Origin of the sequence: Rhodococcus sp. 5A-K4 (assembly GCF_046097995.1) — a bacterium.
Lineage (GTDB): Bacteria > Actinomycetota > Actinomycetes > Mycobacteriales > Mycobacteriaceae > Rhodococcus_F > Rhodococcus_F erythropolis.
Map to the genome: position 1 here is coordinate 111,563 of NZ_JBJURM010000010.1, position 25,725 is coordinate 137,287.

Genomic DNA, 25,725 nt, shown 5'->3' on the forward strand with positions numbered 1-25,725 from the left:
GTCACCGAACCGGGGATGTTCGCCCTGGTTCTGCACTCCCATCTGCCGTGGCTCGCCAACCACGGCAGATGGCCCGTCGGCGAGGAATGGATCTACCAGTCCTGGGCTGCGTCGTACATTCCGCTCGCCGCCGCGCTACGACGCCTGGCCGACGAGGGCCGATCGCACCTGCTGACGCTGGGAATCACGCCGGTGCTCGCGGCCCAGTTGGACGATCCCCACTGCCTCGCCGGTATGCATCACTGGCTCGGCAACTGGCAGATCCGTGCGCACGAGTCCGCCGGCATGCCGGACGCAGCGCACCGCGAACTCGGAGCGCGCGAACACCGAGCGTCCGCAGCGGCTCTCGAAGATTTCGAGACTCATTGGCAGCACGGCGCCTCACCCGTGTTCCGCGACCTCATCGACCGCGAGGCCTTCGAGCTTCTCGGCGGGCCGCTGGCCCACCCGTTCCAACCGCTGCTCGATCCTCGCTTGCGTGCGTTCTCCCTCCGCGAAGGTCTCGCCGACGCGCATGCCCGGTGGAACCACACTCCGACCGGGATCTGGGGGCCCGAGTGCGGGTACACCCCGGGCATGGAGCGCGGGTACGCCGAAGCGGGCGTCAGCCACTTCATGGTCGACGGTCCCGCCTTGCGCGGCGACACGTCCCTCGGTCGCCCGGTTCGAGAATCCGACGTGGTTGCCTTCGGCCGCGACCTGCAGGTCAGCTACCGCGTCTGGTCCCCGAAATCCGGATATCCGGGTCACGCTGCTTACCGCGACTTCCACACCTACGACCACGAGACGGGCCTCAAGCCGTCGCGGGTCACCGGACGGACCGTCGACTCCGCCGACAAGTTGCCGTACGACCCCGAACTCGCCGCCGCCGCCGTCGACAAGCATGTCGCCGACTTCGTCGAAACCGTTCGGGCGCGTCTGCGCAGTGAATCCACCCGCATCGGCCGCGACGCCCTCGTGGTCGCAGCATTCGACACCGAACTGTTCGGGCACTGGTGGCACGAAGGCCCGCAGTGGCTCGAGAAGCTCCTGCGCGCGCTTCCGGAAGCCGGAATTGGCGTCGGCACCCTCGCCGACGCCAAGGCATCGGGATACGTGGGCGAACCCGTTCAGCTCGAGGATTCGTCCTGGGGATCGGGCAAGGACTGGCGCGTATGGGCCGGCGATCAGGTGTCCGACCTCGTGCAACTGAACTCCGAGGTGGTCGATACCGCCCTCACCACCGTGGACAAGTCTCGCGGCCGCGACAACGCACCCGGCCGACCGGAACTGCGAAACCGGGTCAACGATCAGGTCCTTCGCGAGACACTGATGACAGTTTCGAGCGATTGGGCATTCATGGTGAGCAAGGATTCGGCCGCGGGGTACGCCCGCGAACGCGCACACAAGCACGCCCACGCGACCCGGGAAATCTCCGCAGCGATCGTTTCCGGCCGCGATGCCGTGGCCGAGCGGCTGGCCGAAGGCTGGAATCGCGCCGACGGATTGTTCCCGGGGCTGGATGCTCGCCGCCTGCCTGACACAGAACTGGTGAACGGGAGCGCGTCGTGAAGATTCTCATCGTCTCGTGGGAGTACCCACCGGTCGTCGTCGGCGGCCTCGGCCGACACGTCCATCATCTCGCCACCGAGCTTGCGGCTGCAGGCCACGAAGTCGTGGTTCTCTCGCGCCGCCCCTCCGGCACCGACGCGTCGACGCACCCGACGGTCACGCACATCTCCGAAGGCGTACTGGTCGTCGCAGTGGCCGAGGACCCGGCACACTTCGTCTTCGGCGAGGACATGCTCGCGTGGACCCTCGCGATGGGTCACGCGATGGTCCGTGCCGGGATGGCGCTGCACAAGCCAGGAGTGGGCGAGGGCTGGCAACCGGACGTCGTGCACGCACACGACTGGCTGGTCGCACATCCGGCGATCGCCTTGGCCGAATTCTATGACGTCCCACTGGTTTCCACCCTTCACGCCACCGAGGCGGGTCGCCACAGCGGTTGGATCTCCGGACGCATCAACCGCCAGGTCCACTCGGTCGAGTGGTGGCTGGCAAACGAATCCGACTCTCTCATAACCTGTTCGGCGTCCATGCAGGAAGAAGTGACCGAACTCTACGGTCCGACGCTGCCGCCGATCACTGTCATCCGCAACGGAATCGACGTGACCACGTGGAGCTTTCGCGAACGTGGACCGCGGTCAGGGCCGCCGAAACTCCTCTTCGTCGGCCGCCTGGAATACGAGAAGGGTGTGCAGGACGCTATCGCGGCACTCCCCCGAATCCGTCGTAGCCACCCCGGCACGACCCTCGCGATCGCGGGCGAAGGCACCCAGTTCACCTGGCTCTACCAACAGGCGCGCACACATCGCGTCGCGCGGGCAGTGGACTTTCTCGGCAACCTCGATCACACGGAACTGCTCAGCTGGCTGCACGGAGCGGACGCCATCGTCCTGCCGTCGCGCTACGAGCCGTTCGGGATCATCGCCCTCGAAGCGGCGGCAGCCGGCACTCCGCTGATCACGTCCACCGCAGGCGGACTGGGCGAAGCGGTAGTCGACGGGGTGACCGGGATGTCGTTCCAACCGGGTGACATCGCCGGGCTCACCTCGGCGGTCCGCGAGGTTCTCGACGATCCCGCCGGGGCGCAGGAACGGGCAGTGGCCGCCCGGGCACGCCTGACGTCGGACTTCGACTGGCATCAGGTCGCCGAGGAGACTGCTCACGTCTACGCGGGCGCAAAGCGTCGGGTGCGGCAGCCGTTGGCGCGGCCGCAGATTCCCGAGCGGCCGCTCCCTGGTCGATGAAGCGCTGACCTCAGCGGGTCGGGAGGGGCGCGGTGAAGCGAGAACTCGCATCCCCGAGCAGATGGCCTGGCGGCAACATCCGGCCACACAACACCAGCAACAAGTCCTGCGCCGCTCCGTGAACCTCGGCGCCGGCGCCGTACGTCCAGTCTCGGTCGTCGGCGCGCAACCGAGCGCCGTCGAGGTCAGTTCCGAAATACTTCACGGTTTTGGGCGAGAGTCCGCTGAGCACACGAGTGAGCCGGTCTTCGGGCACCACGTAGTCGTCTCCGAGTGCCACGCGAATGTCCTGACCGTGGATCACGTCGTGTGAGAGTGCGCCCTCGAAGCCACCGCCCGGCGGCTTCCACGGGTGTGCGACGTTGTCGCGAAGCGAGGCAAGCAGTTGTTGCTCACCGACTTCCGACGCGTCGGCGAGCGCTCGCCGATTCGACATCTTGTTGAAGTTTCCGCGTGACTTGACCATTTCCACGACGAATCGCGGCGCCGAGTATCGGTAGGGCATGGTGATGTGCGCGATCACTTCGCGGACCCGCCACCCGTCGCACAGGGTCGGCGCGTTCCACTGCTCCGCGCTCAGGCCTTCGAGAAATCCCACCAGTTCGCGGCGCTGCGCCACGACCCATTCGGGTGTCTGTTCGCTCATGTCGGCACTCCTTTCACCGGCGCAGACTTTCGGCGCCGATACCGATACAGACCGGTGGCGGCGCCGAAAGTAATCGCTGGTTCTGCCAAAAAGTGAGCTACGACGCCGACGACGCGTCGGCAGCGTCCGCAGCAGCCTTCTTGCGTGCGATGTCCTCGAGTGCCGCGATGTACTTTGCACGATCGGCTGCGCCGGCTTCCCAATCGGACTTGCGGTTCTTGACCGCCTTCGCGGGCGAGCCGACCGCGATGCTGTAGTCCGGGATGTCTCCCTTGACGACGGCGTGCGCACCGAGGACACAACCGCGTCCGACGCGGGTATTTCGCAGCACGGTGACCTTCGCTGCCACCCAGGTGTCCGGGCCGATACGGACGGGGCCCTTGACGATGCCCTGGTCCTTGATCGGTGTGTTGATGTCGTCCATGCGGTGGTCGAAGTCGCAGATGTAGCACCAGTCGGCTACGAGCGTCGACGCACCGATTTCGATGTCGAGGTAGGTGTTGACGACGTTGTCCTTGCCGAAGACGACCTTGTCGCCGATGCGCAGCGAACCTTCGTGGCAACGGATCGCGTTGCCGTCGCCGATGTGTACCCAGCGCCCGATCTCGAGGCGGGACAGGTCCGGGGTCGAATGGATTTCGACGTTCTTGCCGAGGAACACCATGCCGCGCAGGATCACGTGCGGGTTGGCCATCTTGAACTTGGCGAGACGGTAGTACCGCACCAGATACCAGGGTGTGTACGCCTTGTTCGCCAGAACCCATTTGAGGGAATCGACCGTCAAGAACTTGGCCTGATCGCTGTCGCCTCGGCGTGATCCCCGCCATCGAGTGCGCAACGGTGCGCCCCACATGCTCGTCATGAGTGTTCAGCCTACGTGGGGCCGACTCACCGACCCTCGGGGTGTGCCCCGTCACGTTGCCCCGGTCGGGATAGTCTCTGGTCCGGGCTTGTGCAGTTACCGAGGGCTCTTGATCAAGTGAAGGCAGGGAGATTGTGATGCGGCGGGTCCTACGGTCGTCCGTGATGGTGTCGACGGCGATCGCTGCGGCCCTGATCGCCGGTTGCGGCAGCGACGACGGTCGGGTGGACCGGTACGCGTCGGCGGGTTGGCCGGCCGTGCATGCCGACGCCCGCAACAGCGACACGAGCCCGGTCACCGGATCACGCGATGTCGAGTTCGCATGGTCACGCCCTCTCGGCGGTCCGGTTGCCGCGTACGCCTCGGTGGCCGCGAACGGCCAGAGCTTCGTCACCGCCCGCACCGAGAACGGCTGCAATCTCTTCTCGTTCCAGATGGATACGGGTCGCAAGAAGTGGTGCGCTCGACTCAACGACGGAGTCGTCGCCTCGACGCCCATCGTCGACACGGCCACCAATGTCTACGTCGGCGAGAGCGGCGCGATGATGTCCTTCACCGAGACTGGTCAATTGCGTTGGCGCACGCTCGTTGTGGGCACTCCTCTCTCGTCGCAGTTCACCGGCGACGGAAACCTGTTGTTCATCACCCAATTGGGTCAGATCAACGTGCTCGACCCGCAGACCGGTGCCAAAGTGGTTCCGTCGTTCGACCTGATCCCGCCGCCGTCGATCGACCAGGGCGCAAATGCAGAACTCATTCCCGACAACAAGGGTTTGAACGAGTGCTTCCTCGGCACGTCCGGCTGCCCGGTGGCCAATACCCCGGCAGTGGACCTGGGCACCGGCAAGTTCTACTTCACCTTCTACGGACCGAGTTCTCAGGCAGCCGATCTGGTCGCCATGAAGTACACGGGCGGCGACAATCCGTCCATCGCCCGCGAGTGGTCCACCGACGCGCTTCCCGGTGGAACGGCGTCGAGCCCGGACCTGTCGAAGGACGGAAAGACCGTGTACGCCACCGACAACAACGGATCTCTCTGGGCAGTGAACGCCGAAACCGGTGACACCAGGTGGAGTTACGACATCGGCTTCAACTCGGCCGGTAGTGCCTCGACGTCCGACGACGGTTTGATCATTCCCGCCGGCGGCGACAAGGGCCACCTCCTTGCCGTGCGCGACGAGGGAGATCACGCCGAACTGGCCTGGGAACGTAAAGACCTTCTGCAACTGGGTGTTCCGGCGCAGACCGCCGGCAACACCGGATACACCGTCGTCCGTGAGGGTGAGAACGGACTGAGCCTGATCACCTTCGACACCGAAACCGGTGAGACGGTGGATCAGGACACGTTGCCGGGAGCAGTCGGCTTCACCGTCGGCACCTCGATCGGCCCCAAGGGCGAAGTGTTGACGCCCAGCGCAATCGGTGAGCTGTTCGTCTTCAAGTGAGCTAGCGGGACGCCTCACAGATGAAGGCCGACGCCGATCGTCCGATCCGCACGATCACGACGCTCAGTGCACGCGAGCCCTTGAGCTTGAGCCGTGGACGCAGCACTGCCGGGTCGACGTCGACTCCTCGCACCAAAATTTCGGCCACACCGCAGTCCCGCTTGGACAGTGTCTGTTTGAGCAGTTTCTCCGAGTACTTGATCTGCTCGAGGATCCGGAATCCGCGAACTCCCTCAGGGACGCTGTCACCGGTCAGATAAGCGATGCGTGGATCGAGCTGCCAGAGGCCGTGTCTGGCCGCGTAGTGGCGCACGAGGCCTGCTCGCACTACCGCTCCGTCCGGGTCGATGATCCACTCCCCCGGAGCTTGCTCCGGAATCACGTCGTCCTCGGCGTCGGTGATCGCCCACCCGCTCCCGTCGGAGCGAAGCACCGAAGCTCGACGCGTGACGCCGGACTCGGCCAGTCCCGTCGACCACAGGCATGCTTCCTTGACGCCGCCGTCGAGCGAGACGACCTCGACTTCCCCGTCCCAGCCCAGATTGTCGAAATCGAGTCCGGGAGCACACTTCACCGCGAGATCACGGCCGGAGTACGCCTCGATGAGGTCCGGTAGAGGTGGCATCAACGCTGCCGGATCGTGAGTGCGGCGACCGCCCGATCGCCGGGCGGGGTCCGCCAGTACGACGGTGTCGCGTGTCGTCGGGCGGAGCGCGTCGGCCCGCAACAACGCTGCGCTCGGCACATTGCGCTGTGCCATCGCCAGGCGAACGGAATCGATGTCGCTGCCGATCACGCGATGCGCAACTCCGGTCAAGGCATGCAGTTCGGCGCCGATTGAGCACGTCACGTCGTGGATGTCGCGCCCGATCAGACGCTGCGCGCGGTGCGCCGCCACAACACCGGGAGTGGCCTGCTGCATCGCGTCGTCCGTGAACAACCACTGATCACTGCCGGGCAGTTTCGTAACGGCCTTGCGTCGAAGCAGGACGGTGTCCACGAGCGCAGGCATGTGATCACCGAAACGCGTACGCGCCCGGCCGATGTCGGCCAGACGCGTACGCGTGGACAGTTCGAGCTGATCCACCTCGGCCAAGGCAGCTACGCCGGAATCACTTCCGAGATAGTCGACGTCGCCGAGGGTGAAGTCATAACCCAATTCAGTTGCCGGGCTTCACGCCGGTGATCATGACGTTGTAGAAGAATCCGCGAGGAACGACGTGGCGGAGCACCTTCTCGTCGACCCAGCTGAGCGTCTTCCAACCACCGAAAGCGAAACGTCCCCAGCCCCAACCGAGCTTCTCCGGCGGAACAGCTGCTTCGAAGGTACGGACCGGCCATCCGAGAAGCGCCGCGGCGAATTCCTCGGTGGCAGCGTGGACCTGATCGGCTCCCGCTGACTTCGCCATGTTCTCGAGGTCGGTGGGGTCGAACGTGTGGATGTCGACGACTGCTTCGAGCGCTGCTGCGCGAGAGGACTCGTCGAGCTCTTCCTGCGGGCGACGCCAATCTGCCAGGAACGGCAGCTTGGTCACGCGCGTGGTTGCTTCCCACGTCGCGCGGCCGAGCCAGCGGGCGTAGAAGTTACCGACAGTCGTGGGCTCACCGGCGAAGACGAAACGGCCGCCGGGCTTGAGGACACGAAGGACCTCGCGCAGCGACTTCTCGACGTCGGGAATGTGGTGCAGCACGGCGTGGCCGACGACCAGGTCGAAGGTGTTGTCCTCGTACGGAATGGTCTCGGCATCGGCAACACGGCCGTCGACCGGAAGGCCGAGGCTTTCTGCATTGCGCAGTGCGACCTTGACCATGCCGGGCGAGAGGTCGGTGACCGAACCGGTCTTGGCGACTCCACCCTGCATCAGGTTCAGGAGGAAGAATCCGGTGCCGCAACCCAGTTCGAGGGCGCGCTCGTACGGGAGCGGCTGATCGCCCGCGACGGCGTCGAAACGACCACGTGCGTAGTCGATGCAGCGCTCGTCGTACGAGATGGACCACTTGTCGTCGTAGGTTTCGGCTTCCCAGTCGTGGTAGAGCACTTGGGCGAGCTTGGTGTCCTTACGAGCGGCCTCGACCTCTTCGGCCGTGGCGTGCGGCCGCGGCGCGGGGTCGACTACCGAGGTGTCGGTAGCGGCGGGCGGCGTGACGGTTGCGTCGTCATTCGGGCTGGCTGTCATGGCGGCTATCCTACTCGCTGGTAAGAGATGAACAAGTTCTAGTTTAGGGGAGCCTACTCGCCCGTGAACTCGGCCTTGCCCGGACCGTTGGCGATGAACGACTCCATGCCGATCGCCTGATCCTTGGTCGCGAACAATCCGGCGAACAGATGCTGCTCGATCTTGAGCCCGGATTCCAGGTCGGTGTTCAGACCCTCGTCGATGGCTGCCTTGGCAGCAGCCAACGCACGTGAAGCTCCCCCGACGAACTGCGAGGCCCACGTGCGAGCGGCGGTGTACACGTCGTCGGGAGCGACGACCTCGTCGACCAAACCGATGGCCAACGCCTCGTCAGCCCCGACGAAACGGCCGGTGAAGACCAGATCCTTGGCCTTGGCCGGTCCGATCAGACGAGCCAGGCGCTGCGTTCCGCCGCCACCGGGAATGATTCCGAGCAGAATCTCCGGAACTCCGAGCTTGGCGTTGTCTCCGACGATCCGGCGATCGGCCGAGAGTGCAACTTCGAGTCCGCCACCGAGTGCGTATCCGGTGATCGCGGCAACGGTCGGCTTCGGGATGGACGCCACGGCGCCGAGCCCGGCCTGCATGCCGCCGATCGCGTCACGGATCTGGCCGTAGTCCATCTCGGCCATTTCCTTGACGTCGGCACCGGCTGCGAAGACTTTCTCGCCGCCGTAGACGATGACGGCCTTGACTGCCTTGTCGACGGTCGCAGCGTGTGCGGCAGCAGCCAACTCGTCCTGGACCTGACGGTTCAGAGCGTTCATGGGCGGGCGCGCCAGACGGATGGTGCCGATGCCTTCGGAAACCTCGAGAGTCACAAATTCAGCCATGATCGAGAGGTTACTTTGCCGCCTTGACCGACCACGGATGCGGCCCGGCGACGTAGTAACCGTCCTGATTCGGGAACTCGACGCGCAGAGTCTCCTCGTCGGTGATCAACGTAGGCAGGATGACGGGAATCTCCGGCTCGGCCGCGAGTATCTCCGCCACCGAGCTGAACTTGGCCAATTCGGTCAGCTGACTCCACGTCGGCGGCAACAGGATGCTGCCACCCTCCCGCCAATGCGCCAGCGCGTCCTGCGGGCTCTGCCAACGCACCTCGGCGGCCTCGGAGGTGACCCCGTCCGCGATCTGTCCGGTCGGTGACGCTGCGACGAAGAAGCGCGTGTCGTAGCGGCGGGTCTCGCCCACCGGCGTGATCCAGTTCGCCCACGGCCGCAGCAGATCCGTTCGCAGGACCAGGTTCTCCTTCTTCAGGAAATCGCTGAACGACAGCTCGTGCTTTTCGAGAGCTACTCGGTCCTGTGCGTAGCCGGCCGTGTCCGCGACGACGGTGTCCGCGGTCGGTCCGGCGAGCAGAACGCCGCACTCCTCGAACGTTTCCCGCACCGCAGCCAAGACGAGAGCCTTCGCCCGAGCCACATCCGTGCTGAACCGCTCGGCCCACCACTCGACCGACGGTCCGGCCCACTCGACCTCTGCCGTCGCATCGGACTTGTCGACGCCTCCGCCGGGGAAGACCGTCATGCCCCCGGCAAACGCCATCCCCTGTACTCGTTGAAGCAGGAAGATCTCGATCCCGGATTCGGCATCGCGCACCAAGATGACGGTCGACGCATCCTTGGGCTCGGGGACAGCGTTTGCATTCTCGTTAGCCATGCTTCGCGAACCTACGCGATCTGTGATCTGGGCCGCATTTCAGGTCCCACTGAAGCTCACGCGCGATGAGCTCCTGACGGCCTCGCGCGGCGCGCGAAGTATCGGCCGTCCGCCTTGTCGAGGCTGATGGACTGGCTGAATGCCGCGCTCAGATTTTCGGCGGTGATGACGTCGTCCAGAAGGCCCTGAGAGACGACCTCACCTTCCTTGAGAAGGAGTGCGTGAGTGAATCCCGGCGGGATCTCCTCGACGTGATGGGTGATCAGAACGGTTGCCGGGGCGTCCGGATCGGCAGCCAGTTCGGCGAGTCTGGCCACAAGTTCCTCACGTCCACCGAGATCGAGCCCGGCGGCGGGCTCGTCCAGGAGAAGAAGTTCGGGATCGGTCATCAAGGCTCGCGCGATGAGGACGCGCTTGCGCTCGCCTTCGGAAAGCGTCCCGTACGTGCGATCCGCCAGGTGCTCGGCGCCGAGGCTTTCGAGCATTTCCACAGCGCGCGAGGTGTCCATGGATTCGTACTCCTCGCGCCACCGACCGAGAACGGCGTAGCCCGCCGACACGACGAGGTCGCTGACCTTCTCGTCGCCGGGCACGCGGTTCGCCAACGACGACGAGGACAAACCGATACGCGGGCGCAACTCGTTGACGTCGACCTTGCCGAGAACTTCGCCAAGGAGGTGGGCAGAACCGCTGGTCGGGAAAGTCTCACCGGCCGCGATGCGCAGCAGCGAGGTCTTGCCGGCACCGTTGGGTCCGAGCACCACCCATCGCTCGTCCAGCTCCACTTTCCAGGTGACGGGCCCCACGAGAGTGGACCCTCCCCGACGGATGAGTACGTTGTCGAAATCGATGAGCAGATCTGGATCAGGTAGCGGCACCCGAACATCTTCCCGCACATTCTCCGGCCGTTCACGGCAGGATCATCTTGCGTGTCGCCTCTCATCGAAACTCACACCCCGACGCCCGGGTCTCCGTTCCCACTCGGCGCCAACATCGTGGACTCCGGAACCCAGTTCGCGGTCCACGCACCAGCTGCGTCGAGCGTCCAGATCTGCCTGATCGACCAGGACGGAAACGAAGATCGCGTCGAACTCCGGCAACACACGTACGGAATCTGGCACGGGATCATCGCCGGGATCGGTGCGGGGCAGCGATACGGAATTCGGGCAAGCGGCCCGTGGAATCCGCGCGCCGGACTGAGACTGAACCCACACAAGCTGCTCATCGATCCGTGGGCGCGCCGCATCGAGGGGGAACTCGGTGACCACCGTGCCCTCCTGTCGTACGCCGACGATCCTTTCGGCGACCCGTCTACCCTCGACTCGCTCGGCCACGTGCCGCTGTCCGTGGTGACTCCCGGCCTCGTGCCCGCCGGAGCCCGCCTCGAGACGCCGTGGGAGGAGAGCGTGATCTACGAACTGCATGTGGGCGCGTACACCGCCAGTCATCCAGGAGTACCCGCCGCCCACCGCGGAACGTACCTCGGCCTGACGGCACCGGCCGTGATCGATCACCTCGTCTCACTCGGCGTCACCGCCGTGGAACTGCTTCCCGTACAGGCGTTTCTGACCGAACACAGCGTCCGCGAGCGAGGGATGCGCAACCACTGGGGATACTCGACGGCGTCGTACTTCGCCCCGCATCCCGGATACGCGGCAACTCCGGGCGGCGAAGTCACCGAGTTCCGGATCATGGTCGACGCACTACACGCGGCAGGCATCGAGGTCATCCTCGACGTCGTCTACAACCACACCTGCGAGCAGAGTGTCGACGGAATCAGCGTCAGCTGGCGAGGTTTGGACGGCCCCGGCTACTACCTTCTCGACGGCGACGGCCGCGACATCGACCTGACCGGGTGCGGCAACACGGTCGACGCCTGCTCCCCCATCGCCGTCCGCATGATCACCGACAGCCTCCGCTACTGGGCCACCGAAATGGGTGTCGACGGCTTCCGATTCGATCTCGCGAGCGCGTTGGGTAGGCCGCGCGGCGGCGGCTTCGACCAGCGGGCGTCCATCTTGTCGGCCATCTCCTCCGATCCGGTACTGACCCGGTGCAAGCTCATCGCCGAACCGTGGGATGCCACTGCCGACGGTTACCAGGTCGGAAACTTCGGACTCCAATGGTCGGAATGGAACGACAAGTACCGCAGCACTATTCGCCAGTTCTGGAACGGCGGCTCCAGCGTCCGGAAGGTCGCGTCGCGCCTCGCCGGTTCCGAGGACATCTTTGCCGGCAGCGGCCGTCGCCCATGGGCGTCGATCAACTTCGTCACAGCGCACGACGGGTTCACCGCCGCCGATCTGGTCGCGTACAACCACAAGCACAACGAAGCCAACGGTGAAGACAATCGTGACGGCGCCGATCACAACGATTCGTTCAACCACGGAATCGAAGGCCCCAGCACCGATCCCGAGATTCAGGACGCCAGGGCACGTCATGTACGGGCGCTACTGGCCACGCTCGTGCTGTCGACAGGCACACCGATGCTCACCGCCGGAGACGAGTTCGGCCACAGTCTCGGCGGAAACAACAACGCGTATTGTGTTCCCACACTTGCCTCCCCAGCCGATTCGTGGGCCCTGGACTGGACGGCGGCCGATCAGTCGTTGGTGCAGTTCGTCTCCCGAGCGTTCGGATTACGCCGAGCGGCACCGGCGTTGCGTCAGCCCGAATTCTTCGAAGGCAGAAGAAGACTGGAGCACCCGGACCTCGTCTGGTTCGACGCTGCCGGCGTCGAGTTCGACGACACCGCATGGTACGACGAGAGTCACCGAACGCTGCAGGCCTGGATCGACGGAGCCGACGTTCGGTCTCACACTCGGACCGGGCGCCCACTCGGTGACGACAGTTGGCTCCTGATCCTGCATTCCGGTGGACCGGTTCAGGTCACCGTCGGCACTCCGGAATGGTTCGACGGCACCTTGACTGCATCGTTCGATTCGGCGTCACCGACCGGCGAACCTGCCTCCACGGCCGAAGTTCCCGTCGGCACGGAGATCTCATTGACCGGACCCACGGTCTTGGCCTTACGTTCCGTGACACGTCCGCCGGTAACCGCTGCTGTCATGGAATCCGGCAGCAACTTGATCAGTAATTGAATGGTCGGCCCGATCCCGAAGGCGTACAACACTGTTCCGACGCCAACCGTTCCACCGAGGAGCCATCCGGTAGCGAGGACCGCGATTTCGATGCTGGTTCGCACGAGCCTGACCGACAAGCCGGTGCGCGCCACCAGTCCTGTCATCAACCCGTCGCGGGGACCGGGCCCCATGCCTGCCCCGATGTAGAGAACGCTGGCCAGTCCGTTGAGGAGGATTCCCGCGACCATGATCGCGGCGCGAACTGGCATGGAATCAAAGACCGGCAAGAAGGCCAGTGAAGCATCCACCGAGATTGCAATGACCACGACATTGGCGACCGTGCCGAACCCTGGCCGCTGACGGATCGGAATCCAGAGCAGCAGGACCACCGCACCGGTAATCGCAGTGATCACGCCGAAACTGAGCGAAACATGCTCGGCCACGCCCTGATGGAACACATCCCAGGGGTCCAGTCCGAGGCCGGCTGTGATCATCATGGCCATCGAGAAGCCGTACAACCACAGACCAACGAACAGCGAGGCGAATCTCCGTATCAACACTCGACTATCTTGAAGGCCACTGGACTGTTCATCCATAGCCAAGTTGTCGATACTGGACTGGTCGGTTAGGTCTCTACGGAACCGCGATGACTGTCATGGAGCCTGGTGCCACTTCCGTGAACCCTGCGTCGCGAACCGCGACAGCCTCCGACCGCTTCAATCGGTCTACTGCCTCGGCCCACTGTTTCGGACTTGCGTCGCGTACCGAGCAACGAAAGCCGTTCTGCGCCCATGCCCAGCACTGTTTCTCGGACATGGCCGCTGCCAACAACATCGAGGCATGCCCTACCTGTGCCGACGCCTTGCCTACCGTCATCTCGAGCGCCGAGTCGATCCACAGCACCGGAAGACCGGGCTCGGGCTGGCCAGGCTCGTCGTGCTCCAGGTCGGTGCCACCGATCTGCAACTTCTTGATTCGCGGGTCCAGTTCTCCAACCGGCCCGGGAACCAGAGCCCGCGCCTGGGCACCATCCACGTCGACGGTGATTCCCGGTACCTCTTGCGCGGCGAGCCACTGGGCTCCACGCGCTCGGCGAGACACTTTCCGGATCCGGGCACCCACCCGCGCCGAATAGTCCTCGTGCCACGGGCCGGGCTCCCCGTCTTCGGTGAACCCGACGCGTTCGTCCAGGCAAAGCGCCACTGCCGCCGTTGCGGCAGCCTCGAGCAGTGCAGTGCGCTTCGGCGGGTCTGCCTTCGGGATGTGGAGAATGATCGGCATCGCCAACACCAGTGCCGGATCCGCGGGATCGTCTCGCCCTCCGTACCCAGCGGCCAACACCGCGTGGCGCTCGCTCCAGCGAGAATCGGGGCCGGACTTCACTGCTGGATCGGAACTGACTGCTGGATCGGAACTCATGGAATCGGTACGCGTCGTACGCCACCGTCGACGGCGTCCGCAGCCTCGACCTCGTCGCGGGTCACACCGAGAATGAACAGCACAGCATCGAGGAAGGGATGCGACAAAGCCGCGTCCGCGACCTCCCGCAACGCGGGCTTGGCGTTGAACGCCACACCCAGTCCCGCGGCGTTGAGCATGTCGATGTCGTTGGCACCGTCACCGACGGCGACAGTCTGTTCCATCGGCACACCGACCTGATCGGCGAACTTGCGCAGCGCAACGGCCTTCGCGGCGCGATCGACGATTTCACCGATCACACGTCCGGTCAGCTTGCCGTCGACGATCTCGAGGGTGTTGGCGTGCACGAAGTCCAGTTCGAGTTCGTGTGCGAGGCCTTCGATGACCTGGCGGAAACCGCCGGACACCACGCCGCAGTGGAATCCGAGGCGACGCAGGGTGCGAATCGTGGTGCGCGCACCCGGCGTCAGTTCGATGCTCTCTGCCACCTCGTCGATGACGGAGGCATCGAGACCGGCCAGTGTCGCCACACGCTGGTGCAGTGAATCGGTGAAGTCGATCTCGCCGCGCATCGCAGCTTCGGTGACGGCGCGGACCTCGTCCTCGACACCGGCCTTCGCGGCGAGCATCTCGATGACCTCGCCCTGTACGAGCGTCGAGTCCACGTCGAACACGATCAGTCGCTTGGCCCGGCGAGCCAGTCCTGCGCGCTCGACTGCGATGTCGACGTTTTCGAGCGCGGCGACCTCGGCGAGTCCGGTACGCAGCTTCGCGTCGCCGTCGACAGTATCGGCTGCGCTGACGCTGAGTTCGAGGCCGGTGACCGGATAGTCGGCGACACCACGGATGGAGTCGATGTTGGCGCCCTGCTTCGCGAGTTCGCGTGCCACCGAGCGCATTGCGCGGGCATTGACGGGGCTCCCGAGAACAACGACCGCGTGAGTGGACACTGCAGGTCGACCTGGATCGGCACCGATTTCGATGTCGACGTTCATTCCGACCGTCGCCATCGCCTGTTCGAGCTCTTCCTGAAGGGCTTCGGGATCGTTCGGGCAGGCCACCATGACGCCGAGTGTCAGTCGACCTCGAATCACCACCTGCTCCACGTCGAGTAGACGCACATCGTGCCGCGACAGCGCCGCGAACAGTACCGAGGTGACGCCAGGGCGGTCCGGCCCGGTCACAGTCACCAGAACAGTGGTGTCAGAGGCACCCACCGAAAACTCCGATCGTTTCTTCGTTCGCGTCTTGATCGTCACCATTGTGCCAAGCGAAAGGCCCCACCCGTTACTCGGGCGGGGCCTTCGCTGATTACTTCAGTGTGTTACTTCGCTCAGGAGCGGCTGTCGGTGCCGGGGTCGCCTTCGTCCCCGACTGTGAGCGGCTCGTGACGAGCATCTTCGAGCACGGTGCTGGCGTTCTTCCCACCGTGACCGGGGCCGACGTGCGCTTCTGCGCGCATTCGCTCCACCATGTGCGGGTAGTGCAGCTCGAAGGCCGGACGCTCGCTGCGGATGCGCGGCAACTCGGTGAAGTTGTGACGCGGCGGCGGGCAAGTTGTCGCCCACTCGAGCGAGTTTCCGTAGCCCCACGGATCGTCGACGGTGACCACTTCGCCGTAGCGGTAACTCTTGAAGACGTTCCAGATGAACGGGAGCGTCGAGGCACCGAGTACGAACGCGAAGATCGTGGACACCGAGTTCAGAACCGTGAACCCGTCCGAGGGCAGGTAGTCGGCGTAACGACGCGGCATACCTTCGGCACCGAGCCAGTGCTGGACGAGGAACGTGCCGTGGAAGCCGACGAACGTGGTCCAGAAGTGCCACTTGCCGAGGCGCTCGTCCATCATGCGGCCGGTCATCTTCGGGAACCAGAAGTAGATACCGGCGTACGTGGCGAACACGACCGTACCGAAGACCACGTAGTGGAAGTGGGCGACGACGAAGTAGCTGTCCGTGACGTGGAAGTCGAGCGGCGGGCTCGCGAGGATGACGCCCGACAGACCACCGAAGAGGAAGGTGATCAGGAAGCCGATCGAGAACAGCATCGGCGATTCGAAGGTCAATTGCCCCTTCCACATCGTTCCGATCCAGTTGAAGATCTTCACACCTGTCGGCACAGCGATCAGGAATGTCATGAACGAGAAGTACGGCAGGAGAACAGCGCCTGTTGCGTACATGTGGTGAGCCCACACAGCGATCGACAGAGCGGCGATGGCCAACGTTGCGTACACCAGGCCGCTGTAGCCGAAGATCGGCTTACGGCTGAAGACCGGGAAGATCTCCGAGACGATGCCGAAGAACGGCAGCGCGATGATGTACACCTCGGGGTGACCGAAGAACCAGAACAGGTGCTGCCACAGGAGCACACCGCCCGTTGCCGGGTCGAAGATGTGTCCACCGAGATGGCGGTCGACGAACAGGCCCATGAATGCAGCGGTCAGCAGCGGGAACGCCAGCAGGATCAGGATGCTGGTGATGAAGATGTTCCAGGTGAAGATCGGCATGCGGAACATGGTCATACCGGGTGCGCGCAGGCAAATCACGGTGGTGACCATGTTGACGCCACCGAGGATGGTGCCGAGGCCGGCGACAGCCAGACCCAAGACCCACAGGTCGGCGCCGACGCCGGGGCTGTGCAGCGCGCTGGTCAGCGGCGTGTATGCCGTCCAACCGAAGTCTGCTGCGCCACCGGGCGTGACGAATCCGGCCGTCGTGATGATCGCGCCGAACAGGTACAGCCAGTAGCTGAACGCGTTCAGACGCGGGAACGCGACGTCGGGTGCACCGATCTGGAGCGGAAGAATGTAGTTCGCGAAGCCGAAGACGATCGGGGTCGCGTACAGCAGCAGCATGATCGTGCCGTGCATGGTGAACAGCTGGTTGAACTGTTCGTTGGAAAGGAACTGCATGCCGGGTACAGCAAGTTCGGCACGCATCATCAGTGCCATGAGGCCACCGATGAGGAAGAAGGCGATGGAAGTCGCCAAGTACATGATTCCGAGCACCTTGGGATCGGTGGTCGTGATCATCTTGAAAATGAATGAGCCCTTGGGTCCCTGCCGCGGCGGGTAAGGCCTGGCCGGCGCTATCGTGGGGACTGGCTGGGGCGCTACGGCAGTCACTGATCCTCCTGAATGTGCCTTTGGTCGCTCCGCAGACTCCGTCAAAGAGCCCTTGGTTGCGCCCGCAGGGTCCGTCGCCCGGGCTGCGGACAACGGCTTCTGGCTTGCGCTCATCGAATCGTAGACCGTGACTCCGAGGCACCGCGACCCGGTCCTACTCTGCGTCGTACTCGAGCATCCGTTTTTGGGGGCACCAAACGAACGACCTGCGGTTTATGTTCCCTCGTGAGTCCGAACCCACATCCGAATCGGCGTGTCGTACCCGTCGAAGAATTCGGCCGGTGTCCGTTTTCGGCCATCTCCTCCACTGATAAGGTCACCCTCGCCTAACTCACCTCAGGAGTATTCAGTGAAATTCTTTCCCCGCCGCGCCGCGCTGGTAGCCGTCGCAGCCTCGATCGCCTTGGTCGTTCCAGCCTGCTCGAGTAACGACGAGCCCGCTGCAACCACCACCTCGACCGAGTCGGGCGCATTCCCCCGCACGATCGAACACTTCCGTGGAAGCACCGAAATCCCGGCAGCACCCCAGCGGATCGTCGCGCTCGACAACAGCTTCACCGACGCCGTCCTTCTCCTCGAATCCCCGCTCGTCGGCTACGTCGACTACCGCGAGCCCGGTCTGCCCGACTACCTCGGATCCTCGCGGGAGGAATTCGCCGCGGACGCCGTCTCGGTCGGCACGGTCAGCAGTGCAAGCCTCGAGAAGATCGCCGCACTGCAGCCGGACCTCATCATCTCCGCCGAGGTCCGCGACGGGAAGAACTACGAACAACTGTCCGCAATCGCACCCACCGTCTTCACTCAGACGACCGGCCCGACGTGGAAGGACAACATCCGCCTGGTCGGTCAAGCGCTGGGCAAGGAGTCACTGGCCGAGGCGAAGATCACCGAGTACGAAACCCGCGCAGCCACCGTCGGCAAGGAAATCAACGAGAAGGCGAACAACCCGGTCATCTCGGTAGTCCGATTCGCCGGTGAACCGACGGCACGCCTCTACCGCACCACCTCGTTCAGCGGCATCGTCCTTCAGGACGCCGGATTGAAGCGCCCGGACAACCAGGGACCTGACCCCGCCGATGCCGGAAACATCATGATGAAGATCAGCCCCGAGCTGATCAACGAAGCCGACGCGGACGTCATCTTCATCAGCACCTGGCAAGACGCCGAGGGCAAGAGCGCCGAAGCTGCGAAGCCGTTCCTCGAGAGCCCGCTGTGGCAGACCCTTCGAGGACGCAAGGTCGACGTGGACGATTCACGTTGGATGTCGCCGGTCAGCATCCAGGGCGCCCACATGATCCTCGACGACCTCTCGGACACGTTCGAGGTGGACAAGCAGAACAGCTGAGTCGAACAGCTAACCTGAACGGCGCCCGCTCACACAGGAAGCCGTCGACTTGTCTGTTCTCTCACGCACGTCTGTTCTCTCACGCACGACCGCCCGCACGTCCATTCGTCGTGTCTCGATCCTGGGGATCGCCGCCACGATGCTCGTCCTCGGTGGTTGCTCGTCCGACTCGTCGGACGATCCCGCGAGCACCATCGTCCGGACCACTACGTCGATCGCCGGTGCCGGCGTGATGGGTATCGAACGCGACACCGCCACCGCGTGCCCGACGCCGACGCAAGCCGACCCGGGAGCGGGCCCCGGGGTGAAGCGTCGAGTCGTACACACTGCGGGTGAAACCGAGGTTCCTTCCGATCCCCAACGGATCGTGGTCCTCGACAGCGTCTCGATGGACGCCGTGTGCGCCCTCGGTCTGTGGGAGCGGGTAGTGGGCGCCGCGACCGGTGTCGACTCGCCTCAACCGTCGTACCTCGGTTTCGGCATCTCGGAGATTCCGAGCGTCGGCCCCGTGAGCGCACCCGACGTCAACGCCGTGAAGGCCGCCGCGCCGGACTTGATCCTCGGGTCCAGTCCGGCGTCCGACGGTTTGTACGGGCAACTCGACGCCATTGCCCCCACCGTGTTCGCCGGCTCGGATCCCGTGTATTGGAAAGCGCAGTTCGCCCTCGCCGGCCAGGCACTTGGCCGTTCGTCCGCGGCTGCGACGGAGCTGGACCGCTACCAGCAGGACGTCGTGCAGCTCGGCGACGCATTGAATGCATCACAGACGCAGGCATCAGTGGTTCGGTTCGGTTCGAAGGACCTGCAGGTCGAGGGTCCCGCATCCTTCGCCGGACAGATCCTCAGCGACGTCGGCGTCCGGCGCCCACCGGCGCAGCGATTGACCGATGCGACCACAGCACCGATTCCGGCCGACGATCTCAGCGCCGCCGAAGGTGACTTGATCTACGTACTCTTCGACGGGCCGAACGGCCGTACCTACGGCACCGAGATCATGAAGAGCGACCAGTGGCAGGACCTCGCCGCCGCCACCGACCGGCGTGTGTTCGTCGCTGAAGACGAAATCTGGAACGGAAACGGGATGACTGCCGCCCGTGCCGTATTGGCGGACTTGAAGGGAACCTTGAACGGATATGCGAGCTGACTGGAACGAACCACTACTCCCACATTCGAGGCGGCTCGCCACAACTGTGACGGTCGGGTTCTGATCATGCCGATCCCGGAATTCATTGTCGCTTTGCGCGAGAAGGTCGGTCATGCGCCGCTCTGGCTGTCCGGCGTGAGCGTCGTGATCCGCGACGACGACGGCCGGGTCCTGCTCACCCGCCGCGCCGACAACGGTCAGTGGGCCGTCGTGTCCGGCGTTCTCGAGCCCGGAGAGGAACCGTCGGCGGCGGCGGTGCGGGAGGCGAAGGAAGAAACCGGCGTCGACGCCGAATTGATTCGGATCACGAGTGTCGATGTCACAGAACCCATTACGTACCCCAATGGTGACGTGACCCAGTACCTCGACGTCTGCTTCCTGGCCAGGTGGACCGGCGGAGATGCACACGTGGCGGACGACGAAAACCTCGAGGTCGCGTGGTTCGCGCCGAGCGAATTGCCGTCGGACATGACGGAAACCTCGCGTCTGCGCCTCGCAAAAGCATTGCTGGACAAGCCGGAAGCGTGGTTTCTGCGCTGACCCACTCCCCCATCGACGACCGAAGCCCGATTCCCGCGTGTGCAGGAGTCGGGCTTCGTTGGGTGCAGGGTCGCTCTAGAAATCCCAGTCGTCGTCTTCGGTGTTGACGGCTTTGCCGATGACGTAGGAGCTTCCCGAGCCGGAGAAGAAGTCGTGATTCTCGTCCGCATTCGGTGAAAGTGCCGACAGGATAGCCGGATTGACGTCCGTCTCGTCCTTCGGGAAGAGGCCTTCGTAGCCGAGATTGTTGAGCGCCTTGTTGGCGTTGTAGCGCAGGAACTTCTTGACATCCTCGGTCAGGCCGACGCCGTCGTAGAGGTCCTGCGTGTAGTCGACCTCGTTCTCGTAGAGCTCGAAGAGCAGCTCGAACGTGTAGTTCTTGAGCTCTTCACGCTCGGCCTCGGTGAGCTGTTCGAGGCCCTTCTGGTACTTGTAGCCGATGTAGTACCCGTGCACGGCCTCGTCGCGGATGATGAGGCGGATGAGGTCTGCGGTGTTGGTGAGCTTGGCTCGCGAGGACCAGTACATCGGCAGGTAGAAGCCGGAGTAGAAGAGGAAGCTCTCGAGGAGCGTCGAGGCGACCTTGCGCTTGAGCGGCGACTCGCCGTTGTAGTAGTCGAGAACGATCTGCGCCTTGCGCTGCAGGTTGGGGTTCTCCTCCGACCAGCGGAACGCGTCGTCGATGTCCGGGGTGGAGCACAGCGTCGAGAAGATCGAGCTGTAACTCTTCGCGTGCACCGATTCCATGAAGGCGATGTTGGTGTACACCGCTTCTTCGTGGGGAGTGATCGCGTCCGGGATGAGGCTGACGGCGCCGACCGTTCCCTGGATGGTGTCGAGCAGCGTCAGGCCCGTGAAGACGCGCATGGTGAGCTGCTGCTCCTGCGCGGTCAGCGTTCCCCAGGACGGGATGTCGTTGGAGACCGGCACCTTTTCGGGCAGCCAGAAATTGCTGACGAGGCGATCCCATACCTCGGCGTCCTTCTCGTCCTGGACGCGATTCCAGTTGATGGCGGAAACGCGACTGACCAGCTTGACCATAATTCCTACCTAGCGAGAGAGATACTGCCGAATGTTGGCTTGCCTGAACACTACCCGTTGTGTCGGGTCCGCGATGCCAACACAACAACATGTGTCGCACGCGCCCCTCCGCGAGCACAAAAAATGTGATATCAATTAAATATCACTTACCGATGGAAAGCGAGTCTCGCATGACCAGCACACCCACCGTGGCCGAGAAACCGACCGGAGTCGCCACCACAACGATCGCCGAACGCCCAGGCTGGGACCTGTCCGGCAGCTGGATGCTCCTCGGCGGCGTCCTTCTCTTCCTGGCCGGAATCGCGCTGTCCGTCGTTGGCGGAGTTCTGGGACTCTTCGCCCTGATTCCGGTCGGTGTGGTGCTGTTCATCGCGTCACTCCCCCTGCTGATGGGCCTGACCTTGGTGCAACCGAATCAAGCCCGAGTCCTTCAACTCCTGGGAAGCTCGTACAGCGGCACCCTGCGCACGCCGGGCCTGCGATGGACAAATCCGCTGACTGTCCGTCGATCGATCTCGACGCGCATCCGAAACCACGAGACCGGTCAGGCGAAAGTGAACGACGCCGACGGAAATCCCATCGAGATCTCGGCGGTGGTCGTCTGGCAAGTTGCCGACACAGCGCTCGCTTCATTCCAGGTGGACGACTACGAGGAGTTCGTCTCGGTGCAGACCGAGGCGGCCGTCCGCCATATCGCCGGCAGCTACCCGTACGACGCCGAAGGCCGAGTCTCGTTGCGCGAGAACGCCGATATCATCACCACCACCTTGTCGGAGGAGGTTCACGCCCGCGTGCGTGCGGCGGGTGTCGAAGTTATCGAGACACGCATCAACAGGCTCTCGTATGCACCCGAGATCGCCAGCGCAATGCTTCGGCGCCAGCAAGCGGGTGCAGTGATCGCCGCCCGCAAGCAAATCGTCGAAGGTGCGGTGTCCATGGTCGACATGGCACTCAAGCAACTCGAGGAAAAGCACGTCGTCGAACTCGACGAGGAACGCAAGGCCACGATGATCAGTAACCTTCTGGTCGTGCTGTGCGGCGACCGCGACGCACAACCGGTGCTGAACACCGGTTCGCTCTACCAGTAAAGGAAAGGCCACATGGCCACGGATCCAGCTCCGAGATCGGAGCGTAAGAAGATCCTGCTTCGGTTGGACCCAGCGGTGCACGACGCGCTTGCCCGCTGGGCCGCCGACGATCTCCGAAGTACCAACGCCCAGATCGAGTTTCTTCTTCGGCGCGCACTCACCGAGCACGGTCGAATGCCGAAGAATGCCGGCAAGATGCACGGTCCAGGCCGTCCGCCGGCCTGATACCCCTGTGCGCCTTTTCGGTAGTAACCACTACCGAAAAGGCGCACGGGGCAGAGCCCTTTACAGCATGCAGGAAACGCAGCCCTCGACCTCGGTGCCTTCGAGTGCCATCTGACGCAGACGGATGTAGTACAGCGTCTTGATGCCCTTACGCCACGCGTAGATCTGCGCCTTGTTGATGTCGCGGGTGGTGGCGGTGTCCTTGAAGAACAGCGTCAGCGACAGGCCCTGGTCGACGTGTTGCGTTGCGGCAGCATAGGTGTCGACGATCTTCTCGTACCCGATTTCGTAGGCATCCTGGTAGTACTCCAGGTTGTCGTTGGTCAGGTAGGGCGCCGGGTAGTAGACGCGACCGATCTTGCCTTCCTTGCGGATCTCGATCTTCGACGCCACCGGGTGGATAGAGCTGGTGGAGTAGTTGATGTACGAGATCGAGCCGGTCGGCGGGACGGCCTGAAGGTTCTGGTTGTAGATACCGTGCTTCTGAACCGAAGCCTTCAGCTCACGCCAGTCGTCCTGGGTGGGGATGTGCAGCTTCGCATCGGCGAAGAGTCCGCGAACCTTGTCGGTTGCAGGCTCCCAGACCTGGTCGGTGTACTTGTCGAAGAATTCACCCGAGGCGTACTTCGACTCCGGGAAACCCTTGAAGTACGAGCCGCGCTCGATGGCGATCTTGTTCGACGCACGCAGTGCGTGGAACAGCACGGTGTAGAAGTAGATGTTCGTGAAGTCGATGCCTTCTTCGCTGCCGTAGAAGATCCGCTCACGAGCGAGGTATCCGTGCAGGTTCATCTGACCGAGGCCGATGGCGTGAGAGTCGTTGTTGCCCTGCTCGATCGACGGCACCGAGTAGATGTGCGTCTGGTCGGACACTGCCGTCAATCCGCGGATCGACACTTCGATGGTCTTGGCGAAGTCGGGCGAGTCCATGGTCTTCGCGATGTTCAGCGAACCCAGGTTGCAGGAGATGTCCTTGCCGACCTTCGAGTAGGACAGGTCGTCGTTGAACAGTGAAGGCGTCGAAACCTGCAGGATCTCCGAGCACAGGTTCGAGTGAGTGATCTTGCCTTCGATCGGGTTTGCCCGGTTCACCGTGTCCTCGAACATGATGTAGGGGTAGCCCGATTCGAACTGCAATTCGGCGACGGTCTGGAAGAACTCGCGAGCCTTGATCTTGGACTTGCGAATTCGCTTGTCGTCGACCATCTCGTAGTACTTCTCGGAGACGTTGATGTCGGAGAACGGAACTCCGTAGATGCGCTCGACGTCGTACGGCGAGAACAGGTACATGTCCTCGTTCTTCTTCGCCAGTTCGAAAGTGATGTCCGGGATCACGACGCCGAGAGAGAGCGTCTTGATGCGGATCTTCTCGTCGGCGTTCTCACGCTTGGTGTCGAGGAAGCGGTAGATGTCGGGGTGGTGCGCATGGAGGTACACGGCGCCGGCGCCCTGACGCGCACCCAACTGGTTGGCGTAGGAGAACGAGTCCTCGAGAAGCTTCATGATCGGGATGACACCCGAACTCTGGTTCTCGATCTTCTTGATCGGGGCGCCGTGCTCACGAACATTGGTGAGCAGCAAGGCAACTCCGCCACCGCGCTTGGACAGCTGCAGTGCCGAGTTGATGGAGCGGCCGATGGACTCCATGTTGTCTTCGATACGAAGCAGGAAGCAGGACACGGGCTCACCGCGCTGCTTCTTGCCCGAGTTCAGGAACGTCGGGGTGGCGGGCTGGAAGCGTCCGGCGATGATCTCGTCGACGAGTTCGACGGCCAGGTCTTCGTTGCCTGCGGCCAGGGTGAGCGCAACCATGCAGACACGATCTTCGAAACGCTCGAGGTAGCGCTTACCGTCGAAGGTCTTGAGCGTGTAGGAGGTGTAGTACTTGAATGCACCCAGGAACGTCGGGAAGCGGAACTTCTTGGCGTACGCGTGATCGATCAGGAACTTCACGAAAGTACGTGAGTACTGATCGAGAACCTCGGGCTCGTAATAGTTTTCCTCGACGAGGTAGTCCAGCTTCTCGTCGAGGTTGTGGAAGAACACGGTGTTCTGGTTGACGTGCTGCAAGAAGTACTGACGGGCTGCAGCGACATCCATCTCGAACTGGATCTCACCGTTGGCGCCGTACAGGTTGAGCATGGCATTGAGTGCGTGGTAGTCGAGACCGTTGGTGGAATCGCCGCCGCGTGCATCACGCTCTACGCTTCCTGCCGCGATCGTGTCAGTGATGGTTGGCGCCACTGCCCGTGCTCCTTCTCTGTTTCGAGATGATTCCAGAACTCCCCCAAGCCTTCTCGTACTCGGTCGACATCCTCGGCAGTGCCCATGAGTTCGAACCGGTACAGAAAAGGAACGTGGCATTTCTGGGAAATGATGTTTCCTGCATAGCAAAAGGACTCACCGAAATTGGTGTTTCCCGCCGCGATCACTGCTCTGATCAACGACCTGTTGTGTGGATTGTTCAAAAAACGAATGACCGGCTTCGGCACATAACTGGTGTCGCGCCCTGTCACGGTGACCCCGCCACCATAGGTGGGCAGAATCAGCACATAGGGCTCGTCTACACGAAATGAGCCGTCACGGTCATGGATAGGTATACGTGTCGCAGGCAGGCCGAGACGTTGAACGAATCGGTGGGTGTTCTCCGACACGCTGGAAAAATAGACCAGCGAAGTCATCGGTTGTCACCATTTTCTTGTACGGTGCCCGGAACTACTCAGATGTGTCGGCGGAGGTGTCCACCGCCGACACTGCGGCGCTTCAAGCAGCGACGGTCAGGGTCTTGATGCGATCGGGACGGAAACCCGACCAGTGATCTTCACCGGCAACCACGATGGGCGCCTGGAGGTACCCGAGAGCCATGACGTAGTCGCGGGCTTCGGCATCCTCGGTGATGTCGATGATGTTGTATTCGAGACCGGCCTTGTCGAGGGCGCGGTAGGTGGCATTGCACTGAACGCAAGCGGGCTTGGTGTAGACGGTGATGCTCATGAGAGTCCCTCTTTCGCTTAGCCAACAAAGGCCGATGTAGTGATGTTCAGCACCGATTCGACCGATTGCCGGAGTCTCGCTCGAGGCGTTCCGCGTTGTGGTCTCTCAGTGCTCAAGACACTACACCTAGTGGCCGAC

At 63.4% G+C, this 25,725-nt stretch carries 23 protein-coding genes and 1 pseudogene; 9 read left to right on the top strand and 15 right to left on the bottom strand.

What is annotated here, in order from left to right; genetic code table 11:
• Positions 1–15 precede the first annotated feature (15 nt).
• Positions 16–1,551, top strand: a complete 1,536-nt coding sequence (locus ACKAMS_RS15410; RefSeq protein ID WP_408989231.1) for a 1,4-alpha-glucan branching protein domain-containing protein — start codon at positions 16–18, stop codon at positions 1,549–1,551.
• Positions 1,548–2,792 (top strand): glycosyltransferase family 4 protein, encoded by a 1,245-nt coding sequence (locus ACKAMS_RS15415; protein WP_020969294.1) that lies wholly within the window; start codon positions 1,548–1,550, stop codon positions 2,790–2,792. The genes ACKAMS_RS15410 and ACKAMS_RS15415 overlap by 4 nt, the downstream gene beginning before the upstream one ends.
• A gap of 10 nt (positions 2,793–2,802) precedes the next feature.
• Here ACKAMS_RS15415 and ACKAMS_RS15420 read toward each other — a convergent pair whose 3' ends face one another.
• Both ACKAMS_RS15420 and ACKAMS_RS15425 read right to left on the bottom strand, forming a co-directional pair.
• Positions 2,803–3,438: a maleylpyruvate isomerase family mycothiol-dependent enzyme gene (locus ACKAMS_RS15420; protein ID WP_019747902.1), complete on the bottom strand. Its 636-nt coding sequence runs from the start codon at positions 3,436–3,438 to the stop codon at positions 2,803–2,805.
• 97 nt (positions 3,439–3,535) lie between these two features.
• Positions 3,536–4,300: an acyltransferase gene (locus ACKAMS_RS15425; RefSeq protein WP_020907241.1), complete on the bottom strand. Its 765-nt coding sequence runs from the start codon at positions 4,298–4,300 to the stop codon at positions 3,536–3,538.
• A 137-nt stretch (positions 4,301–4,437) separates the two neighbouring features.
• Between ACKAMS_RS15425 and ACKAMS_RS15430 the strand changes: the two genes are divergently transcribed.
• On the top strand, positions 4,438–5,745 hold the full coding sequence (locus ACKAMS_RS15430; protein ID WP_408989212.1) for a PQQ-binding-like beta-propeller repeat protein: 1,308 nt from the start codon (positions 4,438–4,440) through the stop codon (positions 5,743–5,745).
• A gap of 1 nt (position 5,746) precedes the next feature.
• Here ACKAMS_RS15430 and ACKAMS_RS15435 read toward each other — a convergent pair whose 3' ends face one another.
• The 5 genes from ACKAMS_RS15435 to ACKAMS_RS15455 are packed head-to-tail and all read right to left on the bottom strand — an operon-like array spanning position 5,747 to position 10,462.
• Positions 5,747–6,904 (bottom strand): THUMP-like domain-containing protein, encoded by a 1,158-nt coding sequence (locus ACKAMS_RS15435; RefSeq protein WP_408989213.1) that lies wholly within the window; start codon positions 6,902–6,904, stop codon positions 5,747–5,749.
• A gap of 1 nt (position 6,905) precedes the next feature.
• The gene (locus tag ACKAMS_RS15440) at positions 6,906–7,922 is read right to left on the bottom strand and encodes a class I SAM-dependent methyltransferase (protein WP_003944733.1); all 1,017 of its coding nucleotides are present in this window, start codon (positions 7,920–7,922) and stop codon (positions 6,906–6,908) included.
• 53 nt (positions 7,923–7,975) lie between these two features.
• Positions 7,976–8,755, bottom strand: coding sequence for an enoyl-CoA hydratase/isomerase family protein (locus ACKAMS_RS15445; protein ID WP_003944701.1), 780 nt, complete (start codon positions 8,753–8,755; stop codon positions 7,976–7,978).
• Between the two features lie 10 nt (positions 8,756–8,765).
• Entirely contained in the window at positions 8,766–9,584 is an 819-nt protein-coding gene (locus ACKAMS_RS15450) for an NUDIX domain-containing protein (protein ID WP_003944751.1), read from the bottom strand.
• 56 nt (positions 9,585–9,640) lie between these two features.
• On the bottom strand, positions 9,641–10,462 hold the full coding sequence (locus ACKAMS_RS15455) for an ABC transporter ATP-binding protein (RefSeq protein WP_003944728.1): 822 nt from the start codon (positions 10,460–10,462) through the stop codon (positions 9,641–9,643).
• A gap of 51 nt (positions 10,463–10,513) precedes the next feature.
• Between ACKAMS_RS15455 and glgX the strand changes: the two are divergent.
• Positions 10,514–12,556: pseudogene (gene glgX / locus ACKAMS_RS15460) on the top strand (glycogen debranching protein GlgX); the annotation flags it as partial.
• Here the strand turns inward: glgX and ACKAMS_RS15465 are convergent.
• The 4 genes from ACKAMS_RS15465 to ctaD form a co-directional block, all read right to left on the bottom strand.
• A complete protein-coding gene (locus ACKAMS_RS15465) occupies positions 12,469–13,263 on the bottom strand; it encodes a YitT family protein (RefSeq protein WP_020969290.1) in 795 nt (264 codons plus the stop codon). The pseudogene glgX and the gene ACKAMS_RS15465 sit on opposite strands and share 88 nt — an antisense overlap.
• A 37-nt stretch (positions 13,264–13,300) precedes the next feature.
• Positions 13,301–14,086 carry a peptidyl-tRNA hydrolase gene (locus ACKAMS_RS15470; RefSeq protein WP_408989214.1) on the bottom strand — a complete coding sequence of 262 codons (786 nt, stop codon included), beginning with the start codon at positions 14,084–14,086 and terminating at the stop codon, positions 13,301–13,303.
• Positions 14,083–15,303: a phosphoserine phosphatase SerB gene (serB, locus tag ACKAMS_RS15475; protein WP_408989215.1), complete on the bottom strand. Its 1,221-nt coding sequence runs from the start codon at positions 15,301–15,303 to the stop codon at positions 14,083–14,085. The genes ACKAMS_RS15470 and serB overlap by 4 nt, the downstream gene beginning before the upstream one ends.
• A gap of 116 nt (positions 15,304–15,419) precedes the next feature.
• Positions 15,420–17,210: a cytochrome c oxidase subunit I gene (gene ctaD, locus ACKAMS_RS15480; RefSeq protein WP_020907234.1), complete on the bottom strand. Its 1,791-nt coding sequence runs from the start codon at positions 17,208–17,210 to the stop codon at positions 15,420–15,422.
• Positions 17,211–17,559: 349 nt separating this feature from the next.
• Between ctaD and ACKAMS_RS15485 the strand changes: the two genes are divergently transcribed.
• The 3 genes from ACKAMS_RS15485 to ACKAMS_RS15495 all read left to right on the top strand — a co-directional run bounded on the left by ACKAMS_RS15485 (position 17,560) and on the right by ACKAMS_RS15495 (position 20,239).
• The gene (locus ACKAMS_RS15485) at positions 17,560–18,555 is read left to right on the top strand and encodes an ABC transporter substrate-binding protein (RefSeq protein ID WP_019747891.1); all 996 of its coding nucleotides are present in this window, start codon (positions 17,560–17,562) and stop codon (positions 18,553–18,555) included.
• Positions 18,556–18,604: 49 nt separating this feature from the next.
• Entirely contained in the window at positions 18,605–19,699 is a 1,095-nt protein-coding gene (locus ACKAMS_RS15490; protein WP_408989216.1) for an iron-siderophore ABC transporter substrate-binding protein, read from the top strand.
• Positions 19,700–19,765: 66 nt separating this feature from the next.
• Complete coding sequence (locus ACKAMS_RS15495) at positions 19,766–20,239, top strand: NUDIX domain-containing protein (RefSeq protein WP_019747889.1); 474 nt, start codon at positions 19,766–19,768, stop codon at positions 20,237–20,239.
• 75 nt (positions 20,240–20,314) lie between these two features.
• Here ACKAMS_RS15495 and nrdF read toward each other — a convergent pair whose 3' ends face one another.
• Entirely contained in the window at positions 20,315–21,280 is a 966-nt protein-coding gene (gene nrdF, locus ACKAMS_RS15500; RefSeq protein WP_003944744.1) for a class 1b ribonucleoside-diphosphate reductase subunit beta, read from the bottom strand.
• 170 nt (positions 21,281–21,450) lie between these two features.
• On the opposite strand from nrdF, the gene ACKAMS_RS15505 reads away from it, so the two are divergent.
• Positions 21,451–22,368 (top strand): SPFH domain-containing protein, encoded by a 918-nt coding sequence (locus tag ACKAMS_RS15505; protein WP_003944699.1) that lies wholly within the window; start codon positions 21,451–21,453, stop codon positions 22,366–22,368.
• Between the two features lie 12 nt (positions 22,369–22,380).
• Positions 22,381–22,593, top strand: coding sequence for a hypothetical protein (locus ACKAMS_RS15510; RefSeq protein ID WP_003944723.1), 213 nt, complete (start codon positions 22,381–22,383; stop codon positions 22,591–22,593).
• A 60-nt stretch (positions 22,594–22,653) separates the two neighbouring features.
• Here the strand turns inward: ACKAMS_RS15510 and nrdE are convergent, their stop codons facing one another.
• The 3 genes from nrdE to nrdH form a co-directional block, all read right to left on the bottom strand.
• Positions 22,654–24,837 (bottom strand): class 1b ribonucleoside-diphosphate reductase subunit alpha, encoded by a 2,184-nt coding sequence (nrdE, locus tag ACKAMS_RS15515; RefSeq protein ID WP_029255087.1) that lies wholly within the window; start codon positions 24,835–24,837, stop codon positions 22,654–22,656.
• On the bottom strand, positions 24,795–25,274 hold the full coding sequence (gene nrdI / locus ACKAMS_RS15520; RefSeq protein ID WP_003944767.1) for a class Ib ribonucleoside-diphosphate reductase assembly flavoprotein NrdI: 480 nt from the start codon (positions 25,272–25,274) through the stop codon (positions 24,795–24,797). Before nrdI ends, nrdE begins: the two co-directional genes overlap by 43 nt.
• An 82-nt stretch (positions 25,275–25,356) precedes the next feature.
• Positions 25,357–25,587 carry a glutaredoxin-like protein NrdH gene (gene nrdH / locus ACKAMS_RS15525; RefSeq protein ID WP_019747886.1) on the bottom strand — a complete coding sequence of 77 codons (231 nt, stop codon included), beginning with the start codon at positions 25,585–25,587 and terminating at the stop codon, positions 25,357–25,359.
• Positions 25,588–25,725: the final 138 nt, after the last annotated feature.

Excerpts from the sequence above, each read along its gene's own strand:
- ACKAMS_RS15410 (WP_408989231.1), top strand. The coding sequence starts at position 16 with ATGTTCGCCCTGGTTCTGCACTCCCATCTGCCGTGGCTCGCCAACCAC.
- ACKAMS_RS15420 (WP_019747902.1), bottom strand. The coding sequence starts at position 3,438 with ATGAGCGAACAGACACCCGAATGGGTCGTGGCGCAGCGCCGCGAACTG.
- ACKAMS_RS15425 (WP_020907241.1), bottom strand. The coding sequence starts at position 4,300 with ATGACGAGCATGTGGGGCGCACCGTTGCGCACTCGATGGCGGGGATCA.
- ACKAMS_RS15430 (WP_408989212.1), top strand. The coding sequence starts at position 4,438 with ATGCGGCGGGTCCTACGGTCGTCCGTGATGGTGTCGACGGCGATCGCT.
- ACKAMS_RS15440 (WP_003944733.1), bottom strand. The coding sequence starts at position 7,922 with ATGACAGCCAGCCCGAATGACGACGCAACCGTCACGCCGCCCGCCGCT.
- ACKAMS_RS15445 (WP_003944701.1), bottom strand. The coding sequence starts at position 8,755 with ATGGCTGAATTTGTGACTCTCGAGGTTTCCGAAGGCATCGGCACCATC.
- ACKAMS_RS15450 (WP_003944751.1), bottom strand. The coding sequence starts at position 9,584 with ATGGCTAACGAGAATGCAAACGCTGTCCCCGAGCCCAAGGATGCGTCG.
- ACKAMS_RS15465 (WP_020969290.1), bottom strand. The coding sequence starts at position 13,263 with ATGGATGAACAGTCCAGTGGCCTTCAAGATAGTCGAGTGTTGATACGG.
- ACKAMS_RS15470 (WP_408989214.1), bottom strand. The coding sequence starts at position 14,086 with ATGAGTTCCGATCCAGCAGTCAGTTCCGATCCAGCAGTGAAGTCCGGC.
- ACKAMS_RS15495 (WP_019747889.1), top strand. The coding sequence starts at position 19,766 with ATGCCGATCCCGGAATTCATTGTCGCTTTGCGCGAGAAGGTCGGTCAT.
- nrdF (WP_003944744.1), bottom strand. The coding sequence starts at position 21,280 with ATGGTCAAGCTGGTCAGTCGCGTTTCCGCCATCAACTGGAATCGCGTC.
- ACKAMS_RS15505 (WP_003944699.1), top strand. The coding sequence starts at position 21,451 with ATGACCAGCACACCCACCGTGGCCGAGAAACCGACCGGAGTCGCCACC.
- ACKAMS_RS15510 (WP_003944723.1), top strand. The coding sequence starts at position 22,381 with ATGGCCACGGATCCAGCTCCGAGATCGGAGCGTAAGAAGATCCTGCTT.
- nrdI (WP_003944767.1), bottom strand. The coding sequence starts at position 25,274 with ATGACTTCGCTGGTCTATTTTTCCAGCGTGTCGGAGAACACCCACCGA.
- nrdH (WP_019747886.1), bottom strand. The coding sequence starts at position 25,587 with ATGAGCATCACCGTCTACACCAAGCCCGCTTGCGTTCAGTGCAATGCC.